Origin of the sequence: Streptomyces luteolifulvus, from assembly GCF_008806595.1 — a bacterium.
GTDB classification, from domain to species: Bacteria; Actinomycetota; Actinomycetes; order Streptomycetales; family Streptomycetaceae; genus Streptomyces; species Streptomyces luteolifulvus.
Genome location: NZ_VZRB01000007.1, coordinates 196,929 through 214,082 on the forward strand (window position 1 = coordinate 196,929; position 17,154 = coordinate 214,082).

Below are 17,154 nucleotides of genomic sequence, written 5' to 3' on the forward strand. Positions count from 1 at the left end.
CGCGCCCGCCTCACACCGCCTCGAACGCCAGTCCCTCATACGCCGAAGCGCCGCCCCCGTAGGCCGCGGCGGACTTGGCGGGCTGTGTGCAGTGGTCGAGTTCGCACCAGATGCGCTTGCCCGCGCCTTCCTTGTTCCAGCCCCAGCGGTCGGCGAGGCCGTCGACGAGGGCGAGTCCACGGCCGCCGGTCGACTCGCCGTCCACGCACCGGGGCACGGGGGCACGGTCGCTGCTGTCGGCCACCTCGAGGCGGAGGGTGGCCGGCTCGGCCGCACCACCGGACAGGGAGAGCCGCAGCACGGCCGGACAGCCGGTGTGCACCACGGCGTTGGTGACGAGTTCGGACACGAGCAGGACGAGTGTCTCGGCGAGCGGTTCGTCGGCCCCTATCCCGGACCCGAGGAGCCGGGAAAGGGCCCATCTCCGGGCCCGCCCCACCTCAGCGGGGTCGGGCCGCACTTCCAGCTGCACTTGAAGCACCTGCACCGCTCACACCATCCGAACCGGCGGACACATAGCCTCGCGCCTCACGAGGGCCACGATCGTAGCCATTTTTTGCATGACCAGAACAACGGCCAGAGCCAGGGTCACAGAACGTGAGTCCCTTACGAGACAGCATGGTTGACGTACAGTCACCCCAACAAGCGCTTCAGGCATATTCCAGCGCGAAGGAGTACCCGTGCGGCATACTGTGCGACGCTCGCTGCGGGGAGTCGAACAGGCGGGGGTTGAAGGCTCTCCCACCTTGCGAGCAGCGGCGCGCAAGGCCGGATCCGGAGTCGCCCCAGGGGCAACACCGGCATGGCTCGTGCTCGGAACCACTCGCATCTCACACAAGGTACCCGAGTGGGACACCGACTCCAGGACGTGACGAGTCACACCTAGGACACAAGCCGATATCAACGCTGCGTAATTCCGGTATGCCACAATCCGCGACATCCGTACCGGCCGTCCCGTGTCGCCGCAGACCAGCCCAGCGCGGGCGCCGCTCAGGCCACCAGGTCGGCAGCCAACAGTTCCTCACTCTCCGTGGCACCACCGGTACGTTGGGCCCGCACCCAGGCCCGCTTCAGATGCAGATGCACCTCGGACTCCCAGGTGAACCCCATTCCGCCGTGCACCTGAAGGCAGTCGCGGGCGCCGCGCACGGCGGCCTCGTCGGCGAGCAGCCGGGCCGCCGCGATGTCGGCCGGCCCGGCGGTGACAGCCGCCGCGTAGACCGCGGCGCGGGCCACCTCGGTCCGCACAAGCATCTGTGCGCACAGGTGCTTGACCGCCTGGAAGGCCCCGATCGGCTGCCCGAACTGCTCGCGGGTCCGGGCGTGTTGCACCGCCAGCTCGCAGGTACGGCCCGCCGTGCCGAGCTGCTCCGCGGCGGTCAGCAGGACGGCGACGGGATCGGCGGGCCCGGCCGCCGCACCTCCCGTCGTGTCCGCGGGCACCCGGTGCAGCGGGGTCAGCGGGTCCACCGACCGCAGCGGCCGGGCCCCCTCGGCGTCCCCCCGCACGATGTCCGCCTCCGCCAGCCACTCCACCAGTCCGCCGTCGACGGCGGCCACGACCGTCTCCCCGGCGGCGGCGCCCGCCACCTCCCCCGCCGCGAGATGCGAAGCCACCAGCGGCCCGGGCAGCAGCACCCGGCCCGCCTCCTCGAAGGCCAACACCGCCTCGGGCAGGCCGAGGCCGACCCCGCCGTCCGCCTCCGGCAGCCGCAGCGCGAAGAACCCGGCCGCACCGAGCTCACGCCACAGGGCCCGGTCCAGGCCGGGTGTGCCGGCCGCGGCCCGCAGCGCCTCGCTGTCGAAGCGGCGTGCCAGCAGCCCCCGTACGCCGTCCCGCAAGGCTCGTTGGTCCTCGGTGAGTTGGAATCTCACGGCCGTGCCACCGCCCCTTCGTGCAACTCATGGCCGTCGTCACCGCCCCTTCGTGCATCTCATGGCCGCCGTCACCGCCCCTTCGGCAGTCCGAGGATCCGCTCGGCCACGATGTTCCGCTGGATCTGCGAGGTGCCGGCGGCGATGGTGTACGACAGCGAGGACAGCCGCTCGAGCATCCATGGCCGGCCGAGGTCGAGACTGTCGGGGCCGAGCACGTCGGCGGCGGTGTCGTAGAGCTCCTGCCGGGCGTGCGAGTACCCGAGTTTGAAAACCGAACCGCCGACGCCCGGCACTCCCCCGCCGGCCTCCGCCTCGCTCACGTTCCACTGGGTCAGCCGCCACAGCGCCCGGAACTCGGCGTTCAGCCTCCCGAGCCGCCGTCTGAGCACCGGGTCGTCCCACTGTCCGTTCTGCTGTGCCGCGCGGGCGAGTTCGCCGAGCACACGCCGACAGGCGACGACCTCGCCCACGAAGGCCGTACCGCGTTCGAAGGACAGCGTCACCATCGTCACCCGCCAGCCGTCGTTCTCCTCCCCGACCCGGTTGGCGACGGGCACCCGCACCTCGTCGAGGAAGACCTCGGCGAACTCGGCGGACCCGGCCAGGGTCCTCAGCGGCCGTACGGTGATGCCGGGCGCGTCCATGGGCATGGCCAGCCAGGTGATCCCGCGGTGCCTGGGCGCACCGGGGTCGGTGCGTACCAACAGTTCGCACCAGTCGGCGACTTCGGCGTGGGAGGTCCAGATCTTGGATCCGCTGACCACATAGTCGTCGCCGTCCCTGCACGCGCGCGTGCGCAGTGCCGCGAGGTCGCTTCCGGCGTCCGGTTCGCTGAAGCCCTGGCACCAGACCTCCTCGCCGCGCAGGATCGGCGGCAGCCAGCGCGTCCGCTGCCCCGCGCTCCCCTCGGCGGCGATCGTCGGCCCGGCGTGCAGCAGCCCGACGAAGTTGGCGCCCACGTAGGGGGCGCCCGCCTTCTCCGTCTCCTCCAGGAAGATCAGATGCTGGGTGGGGGTCGCGCCCCGGCCGCCCGCGTCGGCGGGCCAGTGCAGTCCGGCGTATCCCGCGTCGTACAGCATCCGCTGCCAGCCGAGGTCGTAGGCCCGGCGGGCGGGCCAGTCGCCGGGGGACGGCTTCGGCGGCAGGAACGGCAGGACCTTCGCGAGCCACTGTCTCAACCGGGCCCGGAACTCCTCCTCTTCGGGCGCGTAGGAGAGATCCACTAGTCGTCCAGGTCGAGTTCCAGCATGCGGATCGCGTTGCCCCGCATCAGCTTGTGGACCGTCTCGTCGTCGAGGCCCTTCACATGGTCCAGGGCGACCTCCTTGGTGTGCGGGAAGGTCGAGTCGACGTGCGGGTAGTCGGTCTCGAAGGTGGCGTTGTCGCGGCCGACGACGTCCAGCGAGGCCACGCCGTGCTTGTCGCGGAAGAAACAGCAGAAGATCTGCCGGTAGTAGTACGTCGACGGCGGCTCGGGGATCGTGTCGCGGACCCCGCCCCAGGCACGGTGCTCCTCCCACACGTCGTCGGCACGTTCCAGGGCGTACGGGATCCAGCCCATCTGTCCTTCGGAGTAGGCGAGTTTGAGGCGCGGGAACGTGACCAGGACGCCGCTGAACAGGAAGTCCATCATCGAGGCCATCGCGTTGTTGAAGGAGAGCGAGGCCTGCACGGCGGGCGGTGCGTCCGGGGAGGCGGCGGGCATCTGGGAGCTGCTGCCGATGTGCATGTTGACGACGGTGCCGGTCTCCTCGCAGACCGCGAAGAACGGGTCCCAGTAGCCGGAATGGATGGAGGGCAGGCCCAGATGGGTGGGGATCTCGGAGAAGGTCACCGCCTTCACGCCGCGCGCGGCGTTGCGCCGGATCTCGGCGACCGCGAGCTCCACGTCCCACAGCGGGATCAGGCACAGCGGGATGAGACGCCCGCCGCTGTCCCCGCACCACTCCTCCACCATCCAGTCGTTGTAGGCGCGCACACAGGCGAGCGCGACCTCCTTGTCGTGGGCCTCGGCGAAGGTCTGTCCGCAAAAGCGCGGGAAGGTGGGGAAGCAGAGGGATGCCTCGACATGGTTGAGGTCCATGTCCCTGAGGCGCTCGGCGGGGTCCCAGCACCCGCGCCGCATCTCCTCCCGGGTGATCCCCTCCAGGGTCATCTCGTCGCGGTCGAAGCCGACGGCGGCGATGTTGCGCTTGTACGGGAACTTCAGGTCCTCGTAGATCCACCAGTCGGTCGGGGGGCCGTCCGGATCCATCGTGATCTGGTACTTGCCGCCGATGTAGGCGAGCTCGCCGATGCCCGCGGTGAGGGGCTGCGGCCCGCGGTCGCGGTACTTGGCAGGCAGCCACCTCTCGAACAGGTGCGCGGGCTCGATCACATGGTCGTCGACGCTGATGATGCGGGGCAGTTCGGTCATGGTCCCCTCCGCCGGAGTGCCGAATCCGATCCGTATCCGATCCGTATCTGATGGCCCGTCAGATTGCATGCTACGGGAAGGCTAGCCCCCGCCCCCTGGACCGACAAGGCGACGAGGCTTACGCTCTGCCACGATCTGACTGTCCGTCAGCTCTGAAGGGGGCAAGGCCGTGAACGACACCGCCCACGCGCTCAGCTCGTCCCGCACCCTGTGGGAACTGGTCGGCCGACGCGCGGACCTCACCCCGCACCGTCCCGTCCTCCTCCAGGACGACCGCACCCTGACCTTCGGCGAGCTGCGCGAGCGCGCCGAGCGGGTGGCGGCGGGGCTGTACGGCATGGGCGTACGCCCCGGCACCGTCGTCGCCTGGCAGTTGCCGACCCGCATCGAGACGGCCCTGCTGTCGTTCGCGCTGGCCCGCGTGGGTGCCGTACAGACGCCGGTCATCCCCTTCTACCGGGACCGCGAGGTCGGATTCGCGCTCAGGGAGTCGAAGGCAGAGTTCTTCGCGGTGCCGGGCGAGTGGCGGGGCTTCGACCACACGGAGATGGCACGGCGGCTCGGCGCGAAGGGGATCTTCGAGGCGTACGACACCCTGCCCGAGGGAGATCCGCGGGTGCTCCCCGCCCCGCCCTCCGAGGGCACCTCGGTCCGCTGGATCTACTGGACCTCGGGGACCACCTCCGACCCCAAGGGCGTGCTGCACACGGACCGTTCACTGATCGCGGGCGGGTCCTGTCTCGCCCACGCCCTGCGCCCCTCGGCCGCCGACGTCGGCTCGATCGCGTTCCCGTACGCCCATATCGGCGGCCCCGACTACACGGTGATGCTGCTGCTGTACGGCTTCCCGGCGGTGATGTTCGAGCAGTTCGCGCTGCCGGACGCGCTGGACGGGTACCGCCGGCACGGGGTGACCATCGCGGGCGGATCGACGGCGTTCTACTCGATGTTCCTGGCGGAGCAGCGCAAGCAGCCCGGCCGTCCGGTCATTCCGACACTCCGGCTGCTGGCGGGCGGCGGGGCGCCCAAGCCTGAGGAACTGCACCACGCCGTCGTACGGGAGATGGGGGTGCAGCTCACCCACGGCTACGGCATGACCGAGGTGCCGATGATCACGATGGGGTCGCCGGACGACACGGCCGAGAACCTGGCGACGACGGAGGGACGGCCGCCGGAGGGGATGGAGATACGGATCGTGGACGGGGAGGTGCGGCTGCGCGGGGAGGCCGTGTGCCGGGGCTACCTCGATCCGGCGCAGACGGCGGAAGCCTTCGACGAGGAGGGGTTCCTGCGCACCGGTGACCTCGGGCGGCTCACCGACGGCGGGCATCTGATGCTGACCGGCCGGCTCAAGGACGTGATCATCCGCAAGGGCGAGAACATCTCGGCGAAGGAGATCGAGGACCTGCTGCACGGGCACCCGGCGGTCGCGGACGTGGCCGTCGTGGGGCTGCCGGACGCCGAGCGCGGGGAACGGGTCTGCGCCGTGATCGAAACCGTCGAACAGCCCCCGGAGGCCGAGGAGTTGACCCTGGAGGCGGTGACCTCGTATCTGCGCGCGGAAGGGTTGTCGGTGCACAAGCTGCCGGAGCAGCTGGAGGTGGTGGACGCCCTTCCGCGAGGCGAGACCCTGCGCAAGGTCCTCAAGTACAAGCTGCGGGAACGCTATTCGGGGACCGTGAAGTAGCGGGCGAAGGCCGACACGACCTCCGCCTCCCCCACCCTGCCGTCCGCGTCGGAGTCGAGGGCCGCGGCCGCCGCGGCGGCGACCTCCTCGTTCGCGCCGAGGACCCTGAGCACCCGTACGGTGTCATCGACAGCGGCCCGGCCGTCCCCGTCCGTGCCCGCGACGGCGAGGGCCGCGTGCAGGAAGGGGCGGGCGATCTCGGCGAACCGGTCCGGGTTGTCGCGCAGGCGCTTGACCGCGCCGTTCACGAACTCGTCCCGGTTGATGCGCTGGTCGCCGTCCCGGTCCGCGATGCCCGCCATGCCCTGCCAGAACGCTTCCGCCCCGAGATACAGGGCCTGGCCCTTGTCGGACCGGGCCGCCATGCCGAACTCCGCGAGCAGCGCCTTGGCCGCCGCGCTGAAGTCCTCCCGGTCGATATAGCCGTTGCCGTCCTGGTCGAAGGTGGCGAACCGGTCGGCGATCCTGCGCTCGTACTCGCTGCTGACCATGTCTTTTCGGGCCGCCTTACGTCACGTGGAGGTGTATCTGGCACGGAGCGTACGACGCCGGCGGCCGTCCGGGAGCGGGAAAGCTGCGCTTGTGCCAAGACCGGGGGAATTTTGCGACAACTGTGTGGCAGAGCGGACCCGGACCCTGCTCATGCCGACAACGGTCCCGCCTCCTCGTCGACCGCCTCGTCGAGGTCGGTGTACACGTCGAACAGCCGGCGGACCCCCAGGGCGCCGAGGACCCGGTTGACATGCGAACCGTCGACGGCTCCTTGGGCGGGGAGGATCAGACGCAGCCGGCCCTGGCAGGAGCGGATGAGGCGGCGGGCCGCGATCAGCACGCCGACACCGCTGGAGTCGCAGAAGAAGACCTCGGAGAGGTCGAGGACGAGGCTGTGGCGGCCCTCGGCCACCGCGTCGTGCACCCGCTGACGCAGCGCCGGTGACGTCATCAGGTCCAGCTCGCCCGACACATGGAGCACGGACCACTGGCCCCGCTCACCGTCGGTCACTTTGAACGCCACCACCATGCCCTTCGCCGCGGGAAACGGAAGCAGTCCCTACGCTTCCTTGCAGCGCGACTGCCCAGCGGCCGTTCCCCGAAACGCTGTAGGAAAAACAGAAACCGATCAAAAAGGGCTTGTTCTAGTCACCTTCGATCCTGTTCGATCGGGTCTGCTCATCAAACGAAAGGGGCAGGCGCCGGGAATCGAAGGTCCACTACCACTCGCGGCCCTCCAGGGGGCGCACATTGACATAAAGGGGCGTGCGCTGTGATGGGTGCCGACTACATTCGATATGACAGTGGGCGGAGGCTTGACTCGGGCACAGGCAGGGTGAGGGGGCCGTATGGCGAAGAGGGACGCACCTCCCCGCTGGGACCGCAAGATGCAGCAGCGGCTCGCGCGAGGTGAGGCGGCCGCCCTCGGCGAGCTCTACGACCGTTTCGCTTCACTCGTGCACGGTCTTGCCCACCGAGTGCTCGGAGACGAGCGTGCCGCCGACGGCATCACCCGGGACGTCTTCGCCCACGTCTGGGAACATCCCGACGCCTACGACCCCAAGCAGGGTCCCCTGCGCACCTGGGTCGCCACGCTGACCCACCGCCTCGCCGTGCAGCGGCTGCGCGCCACCGAGACCGCCGCCCTGGCCCGGGCCGGGCACGGCTCCACCGAGGAACTGGAGCGCAAGGTGCGCCACGCCTCGGTCGCCGCCCGCGCCGACTACATCGTCCAGTCCATGCCCGTGCCGCTGCGCGCCGCCCTGGAGCTGGCCTACTTCCAGCGCCGTGACTACCGCCAGACCGCCGCCGACCTCGGCGTCACCGAGGACGAGGCCCGCCGCCGCCTCCGTCTGGGCCTCCAGCTGCTGTCCACCGCCCATGACACGGCAGCGCCCGGGGCGCCGCCCGGCTACGGGGGTGCGGTGTGAGTGACGCGCACCCGTACGAGGCGTACGGAGAGCACGAGGGGTTCGACGGCGGCGAGGACGCCGGGGGCGCGGGGGACGCCGGGGACGACAAGGGCAGGCAGGAATCGTACGAGTCGCGCGAGGCGGGGGACGCGGCGGCGGGCGCAGAGGGCGGTGATCACGGAGGCGGTGCGGACGGGTCCGCCGGTCCGGGCGGCCCTGGCGGTCCGGGCAGCCCTCCGAACGGGACCGGCAAAGGCCCGGACCCCGCGCGGAAGCCCCGTATCCCCATGCCCCGTTCCTCCGTCGAGGACAGCGGACGACCGCTGCCCTCGCTGCACGAGCTGGGAGACCTTGGAGGCCTGGGAGGCCTGGGAGGCCTGGGCGACCTGGGAGACCCGGGGAATCCGGCGGCTCCTCCCCTCCCTCCCCTGCCTCCCGACCTGCCGCACCACGTTCTGAAGTCCCTGCTCGGGGCATGGGCGCTGGCCGCCTGCGCACCGGAGGAGACGGCGGCCGTCGAGGAGCACCTGGGCAGCTGCGGCCCCTGCGCCGACGAGGCGCTGCGGCTGCGGGAGGCGGTGGGTCTGCTGCACCCGCCCGAGAGCCTCGATCTGGACCCGGCGCTGCGCACCCGCGTCCTGGACGGGTGCCTCGACCGGCGGCCGCCGCGCATCCCGGTACCCGGCTGGGCCGACCCGTACGACGCGGAGACCGCGCGTCTGGACGCGCTGCTCCAGGACATAGGGGACTCCGAGTGGCACGCACCCGTGCGGCTGCGCTGGTTCGAGGCGGACCGGCCGACGAGCCGTCGTACGACCGTCGCCGGAGTCATCGCGCATCTGCTGAGCGTCGACGGGCTGGTCGCGGTCGCGCTCGGCCTCGACGACCCGCTCGGCGAGGTGACCGCGGACGCGCCCACCCCGTCCGCACGCACCGAGGCGTACTGGGGTGCCTCCCAGCGCCCGTACAACCGTGCTGTGCGCAGGCCCTGGCGGGAACAGAGCCACGACCTCGTCCGCACGGTGTCCTTCACCGGCTCCAGGACGTCACCTGTCTCGTACGGCGACTTCGAGCTGTCGCTGCAGGACGCGCTGCTGGACCGCGCGTTCGAGTGCTGGGTGCACGCGGAGGACATCGCCGAGGCGGTGGACTACCCCTACGAGCCGCCGTCCCCGCGCCATCTGCACGGCATGATCGACCTCGGCGCGCGGATGCTGCCCACTGTGCTGGCCGCGCGCCGGCAGGCTGGGCGCGCCGCGCCCGGCAAGGGCCGGCACCTCGTCCCGGCGGGTGAGCCCGGCCGCAGCCTGCGGCTGGAGATCGAGGGCTCGGGCGGCGGGGAGTGGATGGTCCCGCTGGACTCCCCCGCGGCGAAGGGCTCCGCGGAGCATGAGGTGGCCCATGTCGCGCTCGACGGAGTCGAGTTCTGCCGGCTGGCCGCGGGCCATGTGTCCCCGGAGGAAGCTGCCGCCGGGCAGGACGGGGACCGGGAGGCGATCAGGGCCGTGCTGTTCGCTGCGGCGTCGCTGAGCCGGATGTAGGTCACCGCCGGTCGCTGGGGCGCCCGGCGTCGGGACCCAGGTGGGTGGGCCGCGCCGCCCGGCACTGACGGGGTGCCGCCCTCGGCCTACGCGAACACGACCGTCCTGCGGCCGTTCAGGAGGATTCTGCGTTCTGCATGCCACTTCACCGCTCGGGCCAGGGCCTGGCACTCCACGTCCCGGCCTACCGCCACCAGCTGGTCCGGGGTCACGTCGTGCCCGACGCGTTCGACCTCCTGCTCGATGATCGGGCCCTCGTCGAGGTCGGCGGTGACGTAGTGCGCGGTCGCGCCGATCAGCTTCACGCCCCGCGCATGCGCCTGGTGGTACGGCTTCGCGCCCTTGAAGCTCGGCAGGAAGGAGTGGTGGATGTTGATGATCCGCCCGTTGAGCTCCTTGCACAGGTCGTCGGAGAGCACCTGCATATAGCGGGCCAGGACGACCAGCTCCACCTTCTCCTCGCGCACGAGGTCGAGCAACTGCGCCTCGGCCTGCGACTTGTTCTCCTTCGTCACCGGAATGTGGTGGAAGGGAATGTTGTACGACCCCACCAGCTCGGCGAAGTCGGTGTGGTTGGACACCACGGCCGCGATCTCCACCGGCAGCGCGCCGATCCGGGCGCGGAACAGCAGGTCGTTCAGGCAGTGCCCGAACTTGCTGACCATCAGCACGATGCGCATCTTGTCGTCGGCCCCGCTGATCTGCCAGTCCATGTGGAAGGAGTCACCGATCGCCGCGAAGCTCGCCCGCAGCTTCTCCAGGGACACCGGCGCCTCCGCCGAGAAGTGCACCCGCATGAAGAACAGACCCGTGTCATGGTCGCCGAACTGCTGGCTGTCCTCGATATTGCAGCCGGTCATGAAGAGGTAGCTCGACACGGCGTGCACGATGCCCTGCTTGTCGGGGCAGGACAGCGTGAGGACGTACTGGTCGGCGAGGGCCACGGTCTGGCGGGACTGCGCGTTCATGCAGCACAGGGTCCCATATCCGGCGGCCCCGTCGAACGAAGGGTTCGTCACGCAGACCGGGTAAGAATCCGCAGCACCTCGAGCGTGCGCGGCGGCGCGTCCGGGTCCTCGCCGTCGGCCACGGCCATCCGTACGTGCGCGTCCCGCGCCGCACGCACCGCCTCCGGCCACTCCTGGTGGTCGACATAGGCGGCGACGTGGGCGTCCGGCCCGACCTGGTGCATGATCCGCAGCACCCGGAGCACGGCGGTGTCGACCAGCGCCGCCTCCTGCGAGTCGCGGAAGATCGTGCCGACGTACTTCTCGGCGGACCAGTTGTCCAGCCAGGTGTCCTCGACCAGGCGGTACACGGCGTCGGTGACGTCTCCGTAGCCGTCGACGCCGGCCAGCCAGACGTTCTGCTGGAACACCGGATCGGAAAGCATGTGCAGCGCGGAGCGCACATTGCTGCGCCAGCGCCACCACGGCATGTCGTTCAGTGGCATGCCGCCCATGGTGGATGAGCGACGGCCGCGACGGGAAGAGTTCTCCGCACCTTGCACGGTCATCGATCGTACGTTCTCCATCACACGTGTCTCACCGGCCCCTGTAATTCACCTTTACGTCACCTTCCGTTGACCGAGGGTCACTCCCTGGTTAGTCGTGTGAGGGAATCGTGCGGTTTCATGACCGGCAGGCGACGCTTCCGCAGGACCCCCCACTCCACGTTCACCAGGCCCGTCAGAGCCACCGCCTCGAGCGCGGCGGCACTGATGGCGTGTGCGTCGCTCGTGGCCGGTTGCGGGGCCATCCCCGGTGTCACGGGGGGCTCCGGGGATGGCTACATCACCGTCATGACCTGGGCCCCGAGCGACACCAACGCGACCAACAAGCCGGGCATGCCCGCCTTCGCGCAGGCCTATGCCCGCTGGATCAACTCCAAGGGCGGCATCAAGGGCCACAAGCTCAGGGTCCTGACCTGCAACGACCACAACGACAGCGTGGAAGCGGCGAAGTGCGCCCGGCGCGCCGTCGACGAGAACGTCGTCGCCGTCGTCGGTTCCTACAGCCAGTACAGCGACTCCTTCCTCTCACCGCTGGAGGGCGCGGGCATCCCGTACATCGGCGGCTACGGCGTCACCAACGCGGAGTTCACCAGCCCGCTCTCCTACCCCGTCAACGGCGGCCAGCCCACCCTTCTGGCCGGCCTCGGCAAGGAGCTCGCCGGGAGCTGCGGCCCCGTGACCCTCGTCCGCCCCGACACCATCGCGGGCGACGAGCTCCCCGGCCTGCTCAACTCGGGGCTGAAGACCGGTGGGCACGGGGTCACGAGCGACCAGCGGGCGCAGGAGGACGCCACCGAGTACACGGTGCCGGCGGGCCGGGCCCTGGAGGCCTCGACCACCGACCCGGTGAAGAAGGGCTGTGTGATCCCCGCCCTCGGCGACCGCACCGGCACTTTCATGGACTCGTTCCGGCGGGCCCGCGAGGACTATCCGGCGGTGCGCACCGCGATGACGCTGGGCAGCGTCGACCAGACGGTGATCAACACGTCCGGCGGGCCGTCGGGGCCGTACGAGGGGGCGTACATCACCGGCTGGTACCCGGTGGCCAGTGACAAGCGCTGGGACGGCATGAAGCAGGTGATCAGCAAGCATGCCTTCGGCGACAACCGCATCGACCCCGCGGACGCCGGAGTGCAGACCACCTGGATCGCCTACACCGTGTTCCGGCAGGTCGTCGAGTCGCTCGGCGACAGCGAGGTCACCGGCCACACCGTGTCGCAGACGCTCGACGACGGGCTCAAGGTCTCCACGGGCGGGCTCACCCCGACCCTCAAGTGGACGTTCCGGAGCAAGCTCGCGGCCGTCGGCTTCCCGCGCCTGGTCAACGCCGATGTGACCCTCCAGGTCGTACGCCAGGGCCGCCTGGTCGCGGCGGGCAAGGGCTTCACTGATGTGACGAAGACCCTGTCCAACGCCGAGCTGAACTGAACCGAACCGAGTCACCCGATCCGGGCCGGCAGTGCCGGCCCGGGCCCGTCTAGAGCTGGGTGGGCTGGCGCTGGGTCAGGCCGTACGTCTGCGCGATGGCGTTCCACAGTGGGGCGGCCTTGGCCTTCTCGGTGCTGGCGGTGGCACTCGCCCGGTTTCCGGCCTGGGTCTGCGGGGTGATGCGGGCCTGGCCCTTCCGGCAGCCCTTCCGCCCGGCGTTCTGGTCGGCCCAGGCCGCGTAGTGGTTGTCGGCGGACGCGGAGGCCTGCCAGGCCTTGGTGAGGGCGGCGGTCAGCGCGGCGTGGTCGGGCAGCTTGTCGACCTGGAGTCCGGACAGTCGCGTCACCAGCTGGCTTCGCTGGCCGGCCGCGGCCCGCAGGTCCTTCGCAGCCTGGGCGAGGTTGTTGCAGGACTTCACATCGGCCACCGCCTTGATCACGGAGGCCCGGCTGTTGCCGCTGTCGGCGAGCAGCTTGTCCAGGGCGATGGCCTGCTGCTCGGCCGGATCGGCGGACGGCGAGGGGGAGTCCTCGGCCGCCGGGGCCGTCGCCGAGACGGTCTGGTTCTTGTCGTCGCCCTGGTCGCCCCCGCCTCCGCCGAGCAGCGCGCCCGCGCCGATACCGATGACGGCGAGGCCGATGCCGACGGCGGCGATCACCGGCAGACGCGAACCGGTACGGCTGCCCCGGCCGTCGCCGCCACCGTCGTCGTACGCGCCATGGCCGCGGCCCGCGCCCGGCGGGGTGTACGCGGGCCCGGAGTACGGGGCCTCGTGCTGGGTGAAGCGCGGCAGCTGCTGCGTGGACCCGGCCGGGCTCTCGGCGGCCGGCCCGCTGCGGAAGAGGTTGTCGAAGTCGGAGTGCGGCTGCCGGTCCTGCGCCCCGCCCGGTCCCCTGCCGTACGGCGCCGAAGCGGGCTGGCCGGGAACGGGCGCGATGTACTGCGTGGCCTGGGCGTCGGGGTCGGCCGCGGCCGGGGCGCCCTGGGGGGATCGGCCCAGGAAGTACGTCGACTCGGCGGCGGACTCGGCGGGCATCTCGGGCGGCAGCGCGCCGGGCCGCACCGGCGGGATGTACTGGGTCGCACCCTCGTCCGCCGGGGCGGCGACGGGCGGCAGGAACTGGGTGGCTCCCTCCGGCCCGTGAGCGGGGGCGGAAGCAGGAGCGCCGGAGACAGGCGGAATGAACTGGGTGGCGCCTTCGTCGGCGGGGGGCAGCGGCGCACCAGGGGCACCGTGACCGCCGAACCCGCCGGCGGGCGGCCGGGGCTGAGCGCCGGCGTCGGCGCCGGGCACACCAAACCCGTCCGCGGGCGGGCGCGGGGCTCCGGAGGCCGGAGAACCATACCCATCCGCGGGCGGCAAGGGCGATCGGGCGGCAGGGGAACCGAACCAGTCCCCGGGCGGCAGGGCCCCTCCGGCGGCGCCAGGCCCGAGACCGCCCACGGGCGCCTGCGCTGCTCCCCCGGCAGGAGAGCCGAGACCGTCATCGGGCGCCTGCGCTGCTCCCGCAGCGGGCGAGCCAAGACCATCCACAGACGCCTGCCCCGCACCCCCAGCAGAAGAACCGAACCCACCCCCCGACGGCAAAGCACCTCCAGCAGCGGGCAAGCCAAGACCATCCACAGACGCCTGCCCCGCACCCCCAGCAGAAGAACCGAACCCACCCCCCGACGGCAAAGCACCTCCGGCAGCGGGCAAGCCGAGAGCGTCCGCGGGCGGCGGAGCCGCTCCCGCGGGCGGTGAGCCGAAGCCGCCCGCGGGCGGCGCAGCCCCTCCAGCGGCAGCGCCGGCCCCGTCAGCCCCAGGTGCGCCGAAGCCTCCCGCCGCGGGCGAGCCGTAGGCCGGAGCCTGTGCCCCCTCCGCGGGCAGCGGCTGGGCGCCCGGGGTCTGCGGTGTGCCCCACGAGTCGGGCTGCGCCGGCGGCGTGTTCCAGCTCTGTCCCTGCTGCGGGGCCGGAGCCGATTGCTCGTCGGGGCCCCACGGAGTGCCCCAGGCCTGGCCGCCGGCCGGCGCCGCGGCCGACGGCTGCTGACCGTCGTACGCGCTCGCTTGCCCGCCCGTCATGCCCGGCAGCAGGGGTTCTCCGCCGTCGGAGGGCAGCACGATGCCTTCGCGCGCGGGGCGCGCCGAGGGCTCCTCGCCCTGTCCACTCTGCGTCACCGGGGCTCCTACGAATGGGGGACTGTCGGAATCGTCGGCTCACGCTACCGGGTCCCCTGAGCCCGATGCCACGCAGCTCAGGGCGCGACCCCTCGCCTTGTGACCGCTGTAACAATTCCGGTCCGCGGAGCGCTGTACATGTCACCTGGTGCGCGTAAACCGGCTGTTTCCCGCACGTTCCCGCGTCCGCGGACCCTGCGTCATGCTGCCGCCTGCAACTCCAGCCGTGCCCCGAACTCGCGCACCACCGGCTCGTCCCGGTACGGATCGAGCCGCTGCTGGAAGTCATCGAGGTACTCGGCGCCCCGGTTGGACCGGAGGGACTCGAGCAACTCCACAGCTTTCAGACCGGTGTTGCAGGCCTGTTCCACCTCGCGCTGCTGCGCCTGCGCCGTGGCCAGGAGCACATAGCCGATGGCCCGCCTGCGCGCACGGGACTTGGGATGCCCGGCCAAGGACTCCTGCGCGCACCGCGCGGCTGCTTCGGCCTGCCCCAAGTCGCGGTGGCAGTGGGCCAGTTCGTCGGCGAGATACGCCTCGTCGAAGTGGGCGATCCACGCCGGGTCGTCCCCCGAGGACGGATTCACCGCCTCCAGCGCCCTCACGGCCCGCCCGGAGGCCGCCTCGGCGGCCCGCGCGTCACCCAGCAGGGCGTGCCCGCGTGCCTCCGCGGCGTGGAACATCGCCTCCGCGCGCGGTGTCACGCGCCCTCGCGCCCCCTCCTGCGCCGCCCGGGCCAACTGGGCGATCTCGCGGGGGTTTCCGAGCTGTGCAGCGAGGTGGCTCATGGACGCGGCGAGCACATAGCCGCCGTATCCCCGGTCCCCCGCCGCCTGTGCGAGGCGCAGCGCCTGGATGTAGTAACGCTGGGCGAGACCCGGCTGTCCGGTGTCGACGGCCATGTAGCCCGCGAGCTCGGTCAGCCGGGCCACGGCGGCGAAGAGGTCCCGCCCGACGGCCTCCCGGTAGGAGCCGGCCAGCAGTCCGGAGACCACGCTGTTGAGGTAGTGCACGACGACCGGGCGCACATGCCCGCTGCCGTACTGGTGGTCCAGATCGACCAGCGCCTGGGTCATCGCGCGCACGGCCGCCACGTCCGACTGTCCCACCCGCGGTCCCGCCGCCCGTGCCACCTGCGAGTCGGGCGAGGAGATCAGCCAGTCGCGGCTGGGCTCGACGAGCGCGGACGCGGCGACGGACGAGCCGGAGAGGAAGTCGCGCCGCCCGACGTCGCTGCGCCACAGCTCACACACCTGCTCGATGGCTCCCAGTACCGTCGGCGAGAACTGGAGGCCGACGCCCGAGGCGAGGTTCTTGCCGTTGGCCATGCCGATCTCGTCGATCGTGACCGTACGGCCCAGCTTGCGGCCGAGCGCCTCCGCGATGATCGCCGGGGCGCGCCCGCGCGGCTGCTGTCCGCGCAGCCAGCGGGCCACGGACGTCTTGTCGTAGCGCAGATCGAGGCCGTGCTCGGCGCCGCACATGTTGACCCGGCGGGCGAGCCCCGCGTTGGAGCAACCCGCTTCCTGGATGAGCGCCTGCAGCCGTTCGTTCGGCTGCCGCGCGACGAGAGGCCTTGCGGCCATGGCTTAACCCCCTGTGGCTGCGGTGCCTGCCCGCGCACCGAGTTGACGTGTCTTCCGGGGCCGGACCCAGTCGCGTTCGGCGAAAAGTTCCGGCCGTGAAGATCAATGCCCCGCGGACATACCGAAAATGCGGGACATGCGAGGATTGCCGAGGTACCGGCAGATACCGACCCCCCACGTGGCTACCCCGCTCACGCCGTCCTTCCTCCCGCGCGCCCCCACACATGCATCCATGCGCCCCAGATGCCGAATCGATGCTCCTCCCCCGCGCGCATTACCCCCGTAACTCAAGGTGGACGCGAGAGTTGAGTGGAGCGTGGAAGAGACGTTCGCGGTCACCGAAGCCGCTCAGATTCCGAAGCAGCGCGGGGAACCGCTGTTGGAGACAGCCGTACGCTACGTCGAGGACCGCCACTGGGACGTCTTCCCCGGCGCCTGGCTGGAGGCCGTGGGCGGGGTGCAGCGCTGCTCGTGCGGCGATGCCGCGTGTGCCGCCCCCGGCGCACATCCGGCGCGTGAGGACTGGGCGGCACAGGCCACCGGCAGTGCGGTCGCGGTCCGCGCGATGTGGTCGAGGCAGCCGAGGGCGTCGATCCTGCTGCCGACGGGGCGTACGTTCGACGCGGTCGACGTCCCCGAGACCGCGGGGTTTCTCGCGCTCGCGCGGATGCAGCGGATGGAGCTGACGCTCGGGCCCGTGACGTTGTCGCCGGACCGGCGGATGCGGTTCTTCGTCCTGCCGGGCGGTGCGGTGAAGGTGCCGGAGCTGGTGCGCGGGCTGGGCTGGTCGCCCTCCTCTCTCGATCTGGTCGCGGTCGGGGAAGGGGGGTATGTCGCGGGGCCGCCTACGCGGTACGGGTCGCGGGGGGCCGTGCAGTGGGCCTGCCGGCCCACCGCGGTGAATCGGTGGTTGCCGGATGTCGAGGAGTTGATCTCTGCGTTGGCGTATGCGTGCGGCAGGGACAGGTAGCGGTGCCCGCTGACCGGCGTGGTGTCTGCTGTGCGGCGGCTGCGGGTGGTTCGTGGCCCGTCGCGCGGTT

The 17,154-nt window shown here is 71.3% G+C and carries 15 protein-coding genes; 5 read left to right on the plus strand and 10 right to left on the minus strand.

The window, feature by feature from the left end; all coding sequences use genetic code 11:
- Positions 1-10: 10 nt before the first annotated feature.
- From F7R91_RS12985 to F7R91_RS13005, 4 genes are all read right to left on the minus strand, one after another.
- Positions 11-472 (minus strand): ATP-binding protein, encoded by a 462-nt coding sequence (locus F7R91_RS12985; protein ID WP_150947808.1) that lies wholly within the window; start codon positions 470-472, stop codon positions 11-13.
- A gap of 518 nt (positions 473-990) precedes the next feature.
- Entirely contained in the window at positions 991-1,875 is an 885-nt protein-coding gene (locus tag F7R91_RS12995) for an acyl-CoA dehydrogenase family protein (RefSeq protein ID WP_150947812.1), read from the minus strand.
- Positions 1,876-1,946: 71 nt separating this feature from the next.
- A complete protein-coding gene (locus tag F7R91_RS13000) occupies positions 1,947-3,101 on the minus strand; it encodes an acyl-CoA dehydrogenase (RefSeq protein ID WP_150947814.1) in 1,155 nt (384 codons plus the stop codon).
- On the minus strand, positions 3,101-4,294 hold the full coding sequence (locus tag F7R91_RS13005; RefSeq protein ID WP_150947816.1) for an amidohydrolase family protein: 1,194 nt from the start codon (positions 4,292-4,294) through the stop codon (positions 3,101-3,103). Before F7R91_RS13005 ends, F7R91_RS13000 begins: the two co-directional genes overlap by 1 nt.
- Before the next feature lie 169 nt (positions 4,295-4,463).
- Between F7R91_RS13005 and F7R91_RS13010 the strand changes: the two genes are divergently transcribed.
- Complete coding sequence (locus tag F7R91_RS13010) at positions 4,464-5,981, plus strand: class I adenylate-forming enzyme family protein (RefSeq protein WP_150947819.1); 1,518 nt, start codon at positions 4,464-4,466, stop codon at positions 5,979-5,981.
- On the opposite strand, the gene F7R91_RS13015 is transcribed toward F7R91_RS13010, so the two are convergent.
- Positions 5,960-6,472 carry an EF-hand domain-containing protein gene (locus tag F7R91_RS13015; protein WP_150947821.1) on the minus strand — a complete coding sequence of 171 codons (513 nt, stop codon included), beginning with the start codon at positions 6,470-6,472 and terminating at the stop codon, positions 5,960-5,962. The genes F7R91_RS13010 and F7R91_RS13015 overlap by 22 nt on opposite strands.
- Positions 6,473-6,621: 149 nt before the next feature.
- Positions 6,622-7,002 (minus strand): STAS domain-containing protein, encoded by a 381-nt coding sequence (locus tag F7R91_RS13020; RefSeq protein ID WP_150947824.1) that lies wholly within the window; start codon positions 7,000-7,002, stop codon positions 6,622-6,624.
- Positions 7,003-7,321: 319 nt separating this feature from the next.
- Between F7R91_RS13020 and F7R91_RS13025 the strand changes: the two genes are divergently transcribed.
- Both F7R91_RS13025 and F7R91_RS13030 read left to right on the plus strand, forming a co-directional pair.
- Positions 7,322-7,903 carry a sigma-70 family RNA polymerase sigma factor gene (locus F7R91_RS13025; protein ID WP_150947826.1) on the plus strand — a complete coding sequence of 194 codons (582 nt, stop codon included), beginning with the start codon at positions 7,322-7,324 and terminating at the stop codon, positions 7,901-7,903.
- On the plus strand, positions 7,900-9,426 hold the full coding sequence (locus F7R91_RS13030; RefSeq protein ID WP_150947827.1) for a maleylpyruvate isomerase N-terminal domain-containing protein: 1,527 nt from the start codon (positions 7,900-7,902) through the stop codon (positions 9,424-9,426). Before F7R91_RS13025 ends, F7R91_RS13030 begins: the two co-directional genes overlap by 4 nt.
- A gap of 86 nt (positions 9,427-9,512) precedes the next feature.
- On the opposite strand, the gene purU is transcribed toward F7R91_RS13030, so the two are convergent.
- Both purU and F7R91_RS13040 read right to left on the minus strand, forming a co-directional pair.
- Positions 9,513-10,394: a formyltetrahydrofolate deformylase gene (purU, locus tag F7R91_RS13035; protein ID WP_150947829.1), complete on the minus strand. Its 882-nt coding sequence runs from the start codon at positions 10,392-10,394 to the stop codon at positions 9,513-9,515.
- Between the two features lie 47 nt (positions 10,395-10,441).
- Positions 10,442-10,942, minus strand: a complete 501-nt coding sequence (locus F7R91_RS13040; protein WP_150947831.1) for an SCO4402 family protein — start codon at positions 10,940-10,942, stop codon at positions 10,442-10,444.
- Between the two features lie 117 nt (positions 10,943-11,059).
- On the opposite strand from F7R91_RS13040, the gene F7R91_RS13045 reads away from it, so the two are divergent.
- Positions 11,060-12,367: an ABC transporter substrate-binding protein gene (locus tag F7R91_RS13045; protein ID WP_150947834.1), complete on the plus strand. Its 1,308-nt coding sequence runs from the start codon at positions 11,060-11,062 to the stop codon at positions 12,365-12,367.
- A 49-nt stretch (positions 12,368-12,416) separates the two neighbouring features.
- On the opposite strand, the gene F7R91_RS13050 is transcribed toward F7R91_RS13045, so the two are convergent.
- The gene (locus F7R91_RS13050) at positions 12,417-13,991 is read right to left on the minus strand and encodes a hypothetical protein (protein ID WP_456243067.1); all 1,575 of its coding nucleotides are present in this window, start codon (positions 13,989-13,991) and stop codon (positions 12,417-12,419) included.
- 737 nt (positions 13,992-14,728) lie between these two features.
- Positions 14,729-16,114 (minus strand): transcriptional regulator, encoded by a 1,386-nt coding sequence (locus F7R91_RS13055; protein ID WP_150947836.1) that lies wholly within the window; start codon positions 16,112-16,114, stop codon positions 14,729-14,731.
- 316 nt (positions 16,115-16,430) lie between these two features.
- On the opposite strand from F7R91_RS13055, the gene F7R91_RS13060 reads away from it, so the two are divergent.
- Positions 16,431-17,084 (plus strand): bifunctional DNA primase/polymerase, encoded by a 654-nt coding sequence (locus F7R91_RS13060; protein WP_150947838.1) that lies wholly within the window; start codon positions 16,431-16,433, stop codon positions 17,082-17,084.
- Positions 17,085-17,154: the final 70 nt, after the last annotated feature.

Bases quoted from the DNA above. Each gene is read 5' to 3' on its own strand.
- F7R91_RS13005 (WP_150947816.1), bottom strand. From the start codon at position 4,294: ATGACCGAACTGCCCCGCATCATCAGCGTCGACGACCATGTGATCGAG.
- purU (WP_150947829.1), bottom strand. From the start codon at position 10,394: ATGAACGCGCAGTCCCGCCAGACCGTGGCCCTCGCCGACCAGTACGTC.
- F7R91_RS13045 (WP_150947834.1), top strand. From the start codon at position 11,060: ATGACCGGCAGGCGACGCTTCCGCAGGACCCCCCACTCCACGTTCACC.
- F7R91_RS13020 (WP_150947824.1), bottom strand. From the start codon at position 7,002: ATGGTGGTGGCGTTCAAAGTGACCGACGGTGAGCGGGGCCAGTGGTCC.
- F7R91_RS13015 (WP_150947821.1), bottom strand. From the start codon at position 6,472: ATGGTCAGCAGCGAGTACGAGCGCAGGATCGCCGACCGGTTCGCCACC.
- F7R91_RS13055 (WP_150947836.1), bottom strand. From the start codon at position 16,114: ATGGCCGCAAGGCCTCTCGTCGCGCGGCAGCCGAACGAACGGCTGCAG.
- F7R91_RS13025 (WP_150947826.1), top strand. From the start codon at position 7,322: ATGGCGAAGAGGGACGCACCTCCCCGCTGGGACCGCAAGATGCAGCAG.
- F7R91_RS13040 (WP_150947831.1), bottom strand. From the start codon at position 10,942: ATGACCGTGCAAGGTGCGGAGAACTCTTCCCGTCGCGGCCGTCGCTCA.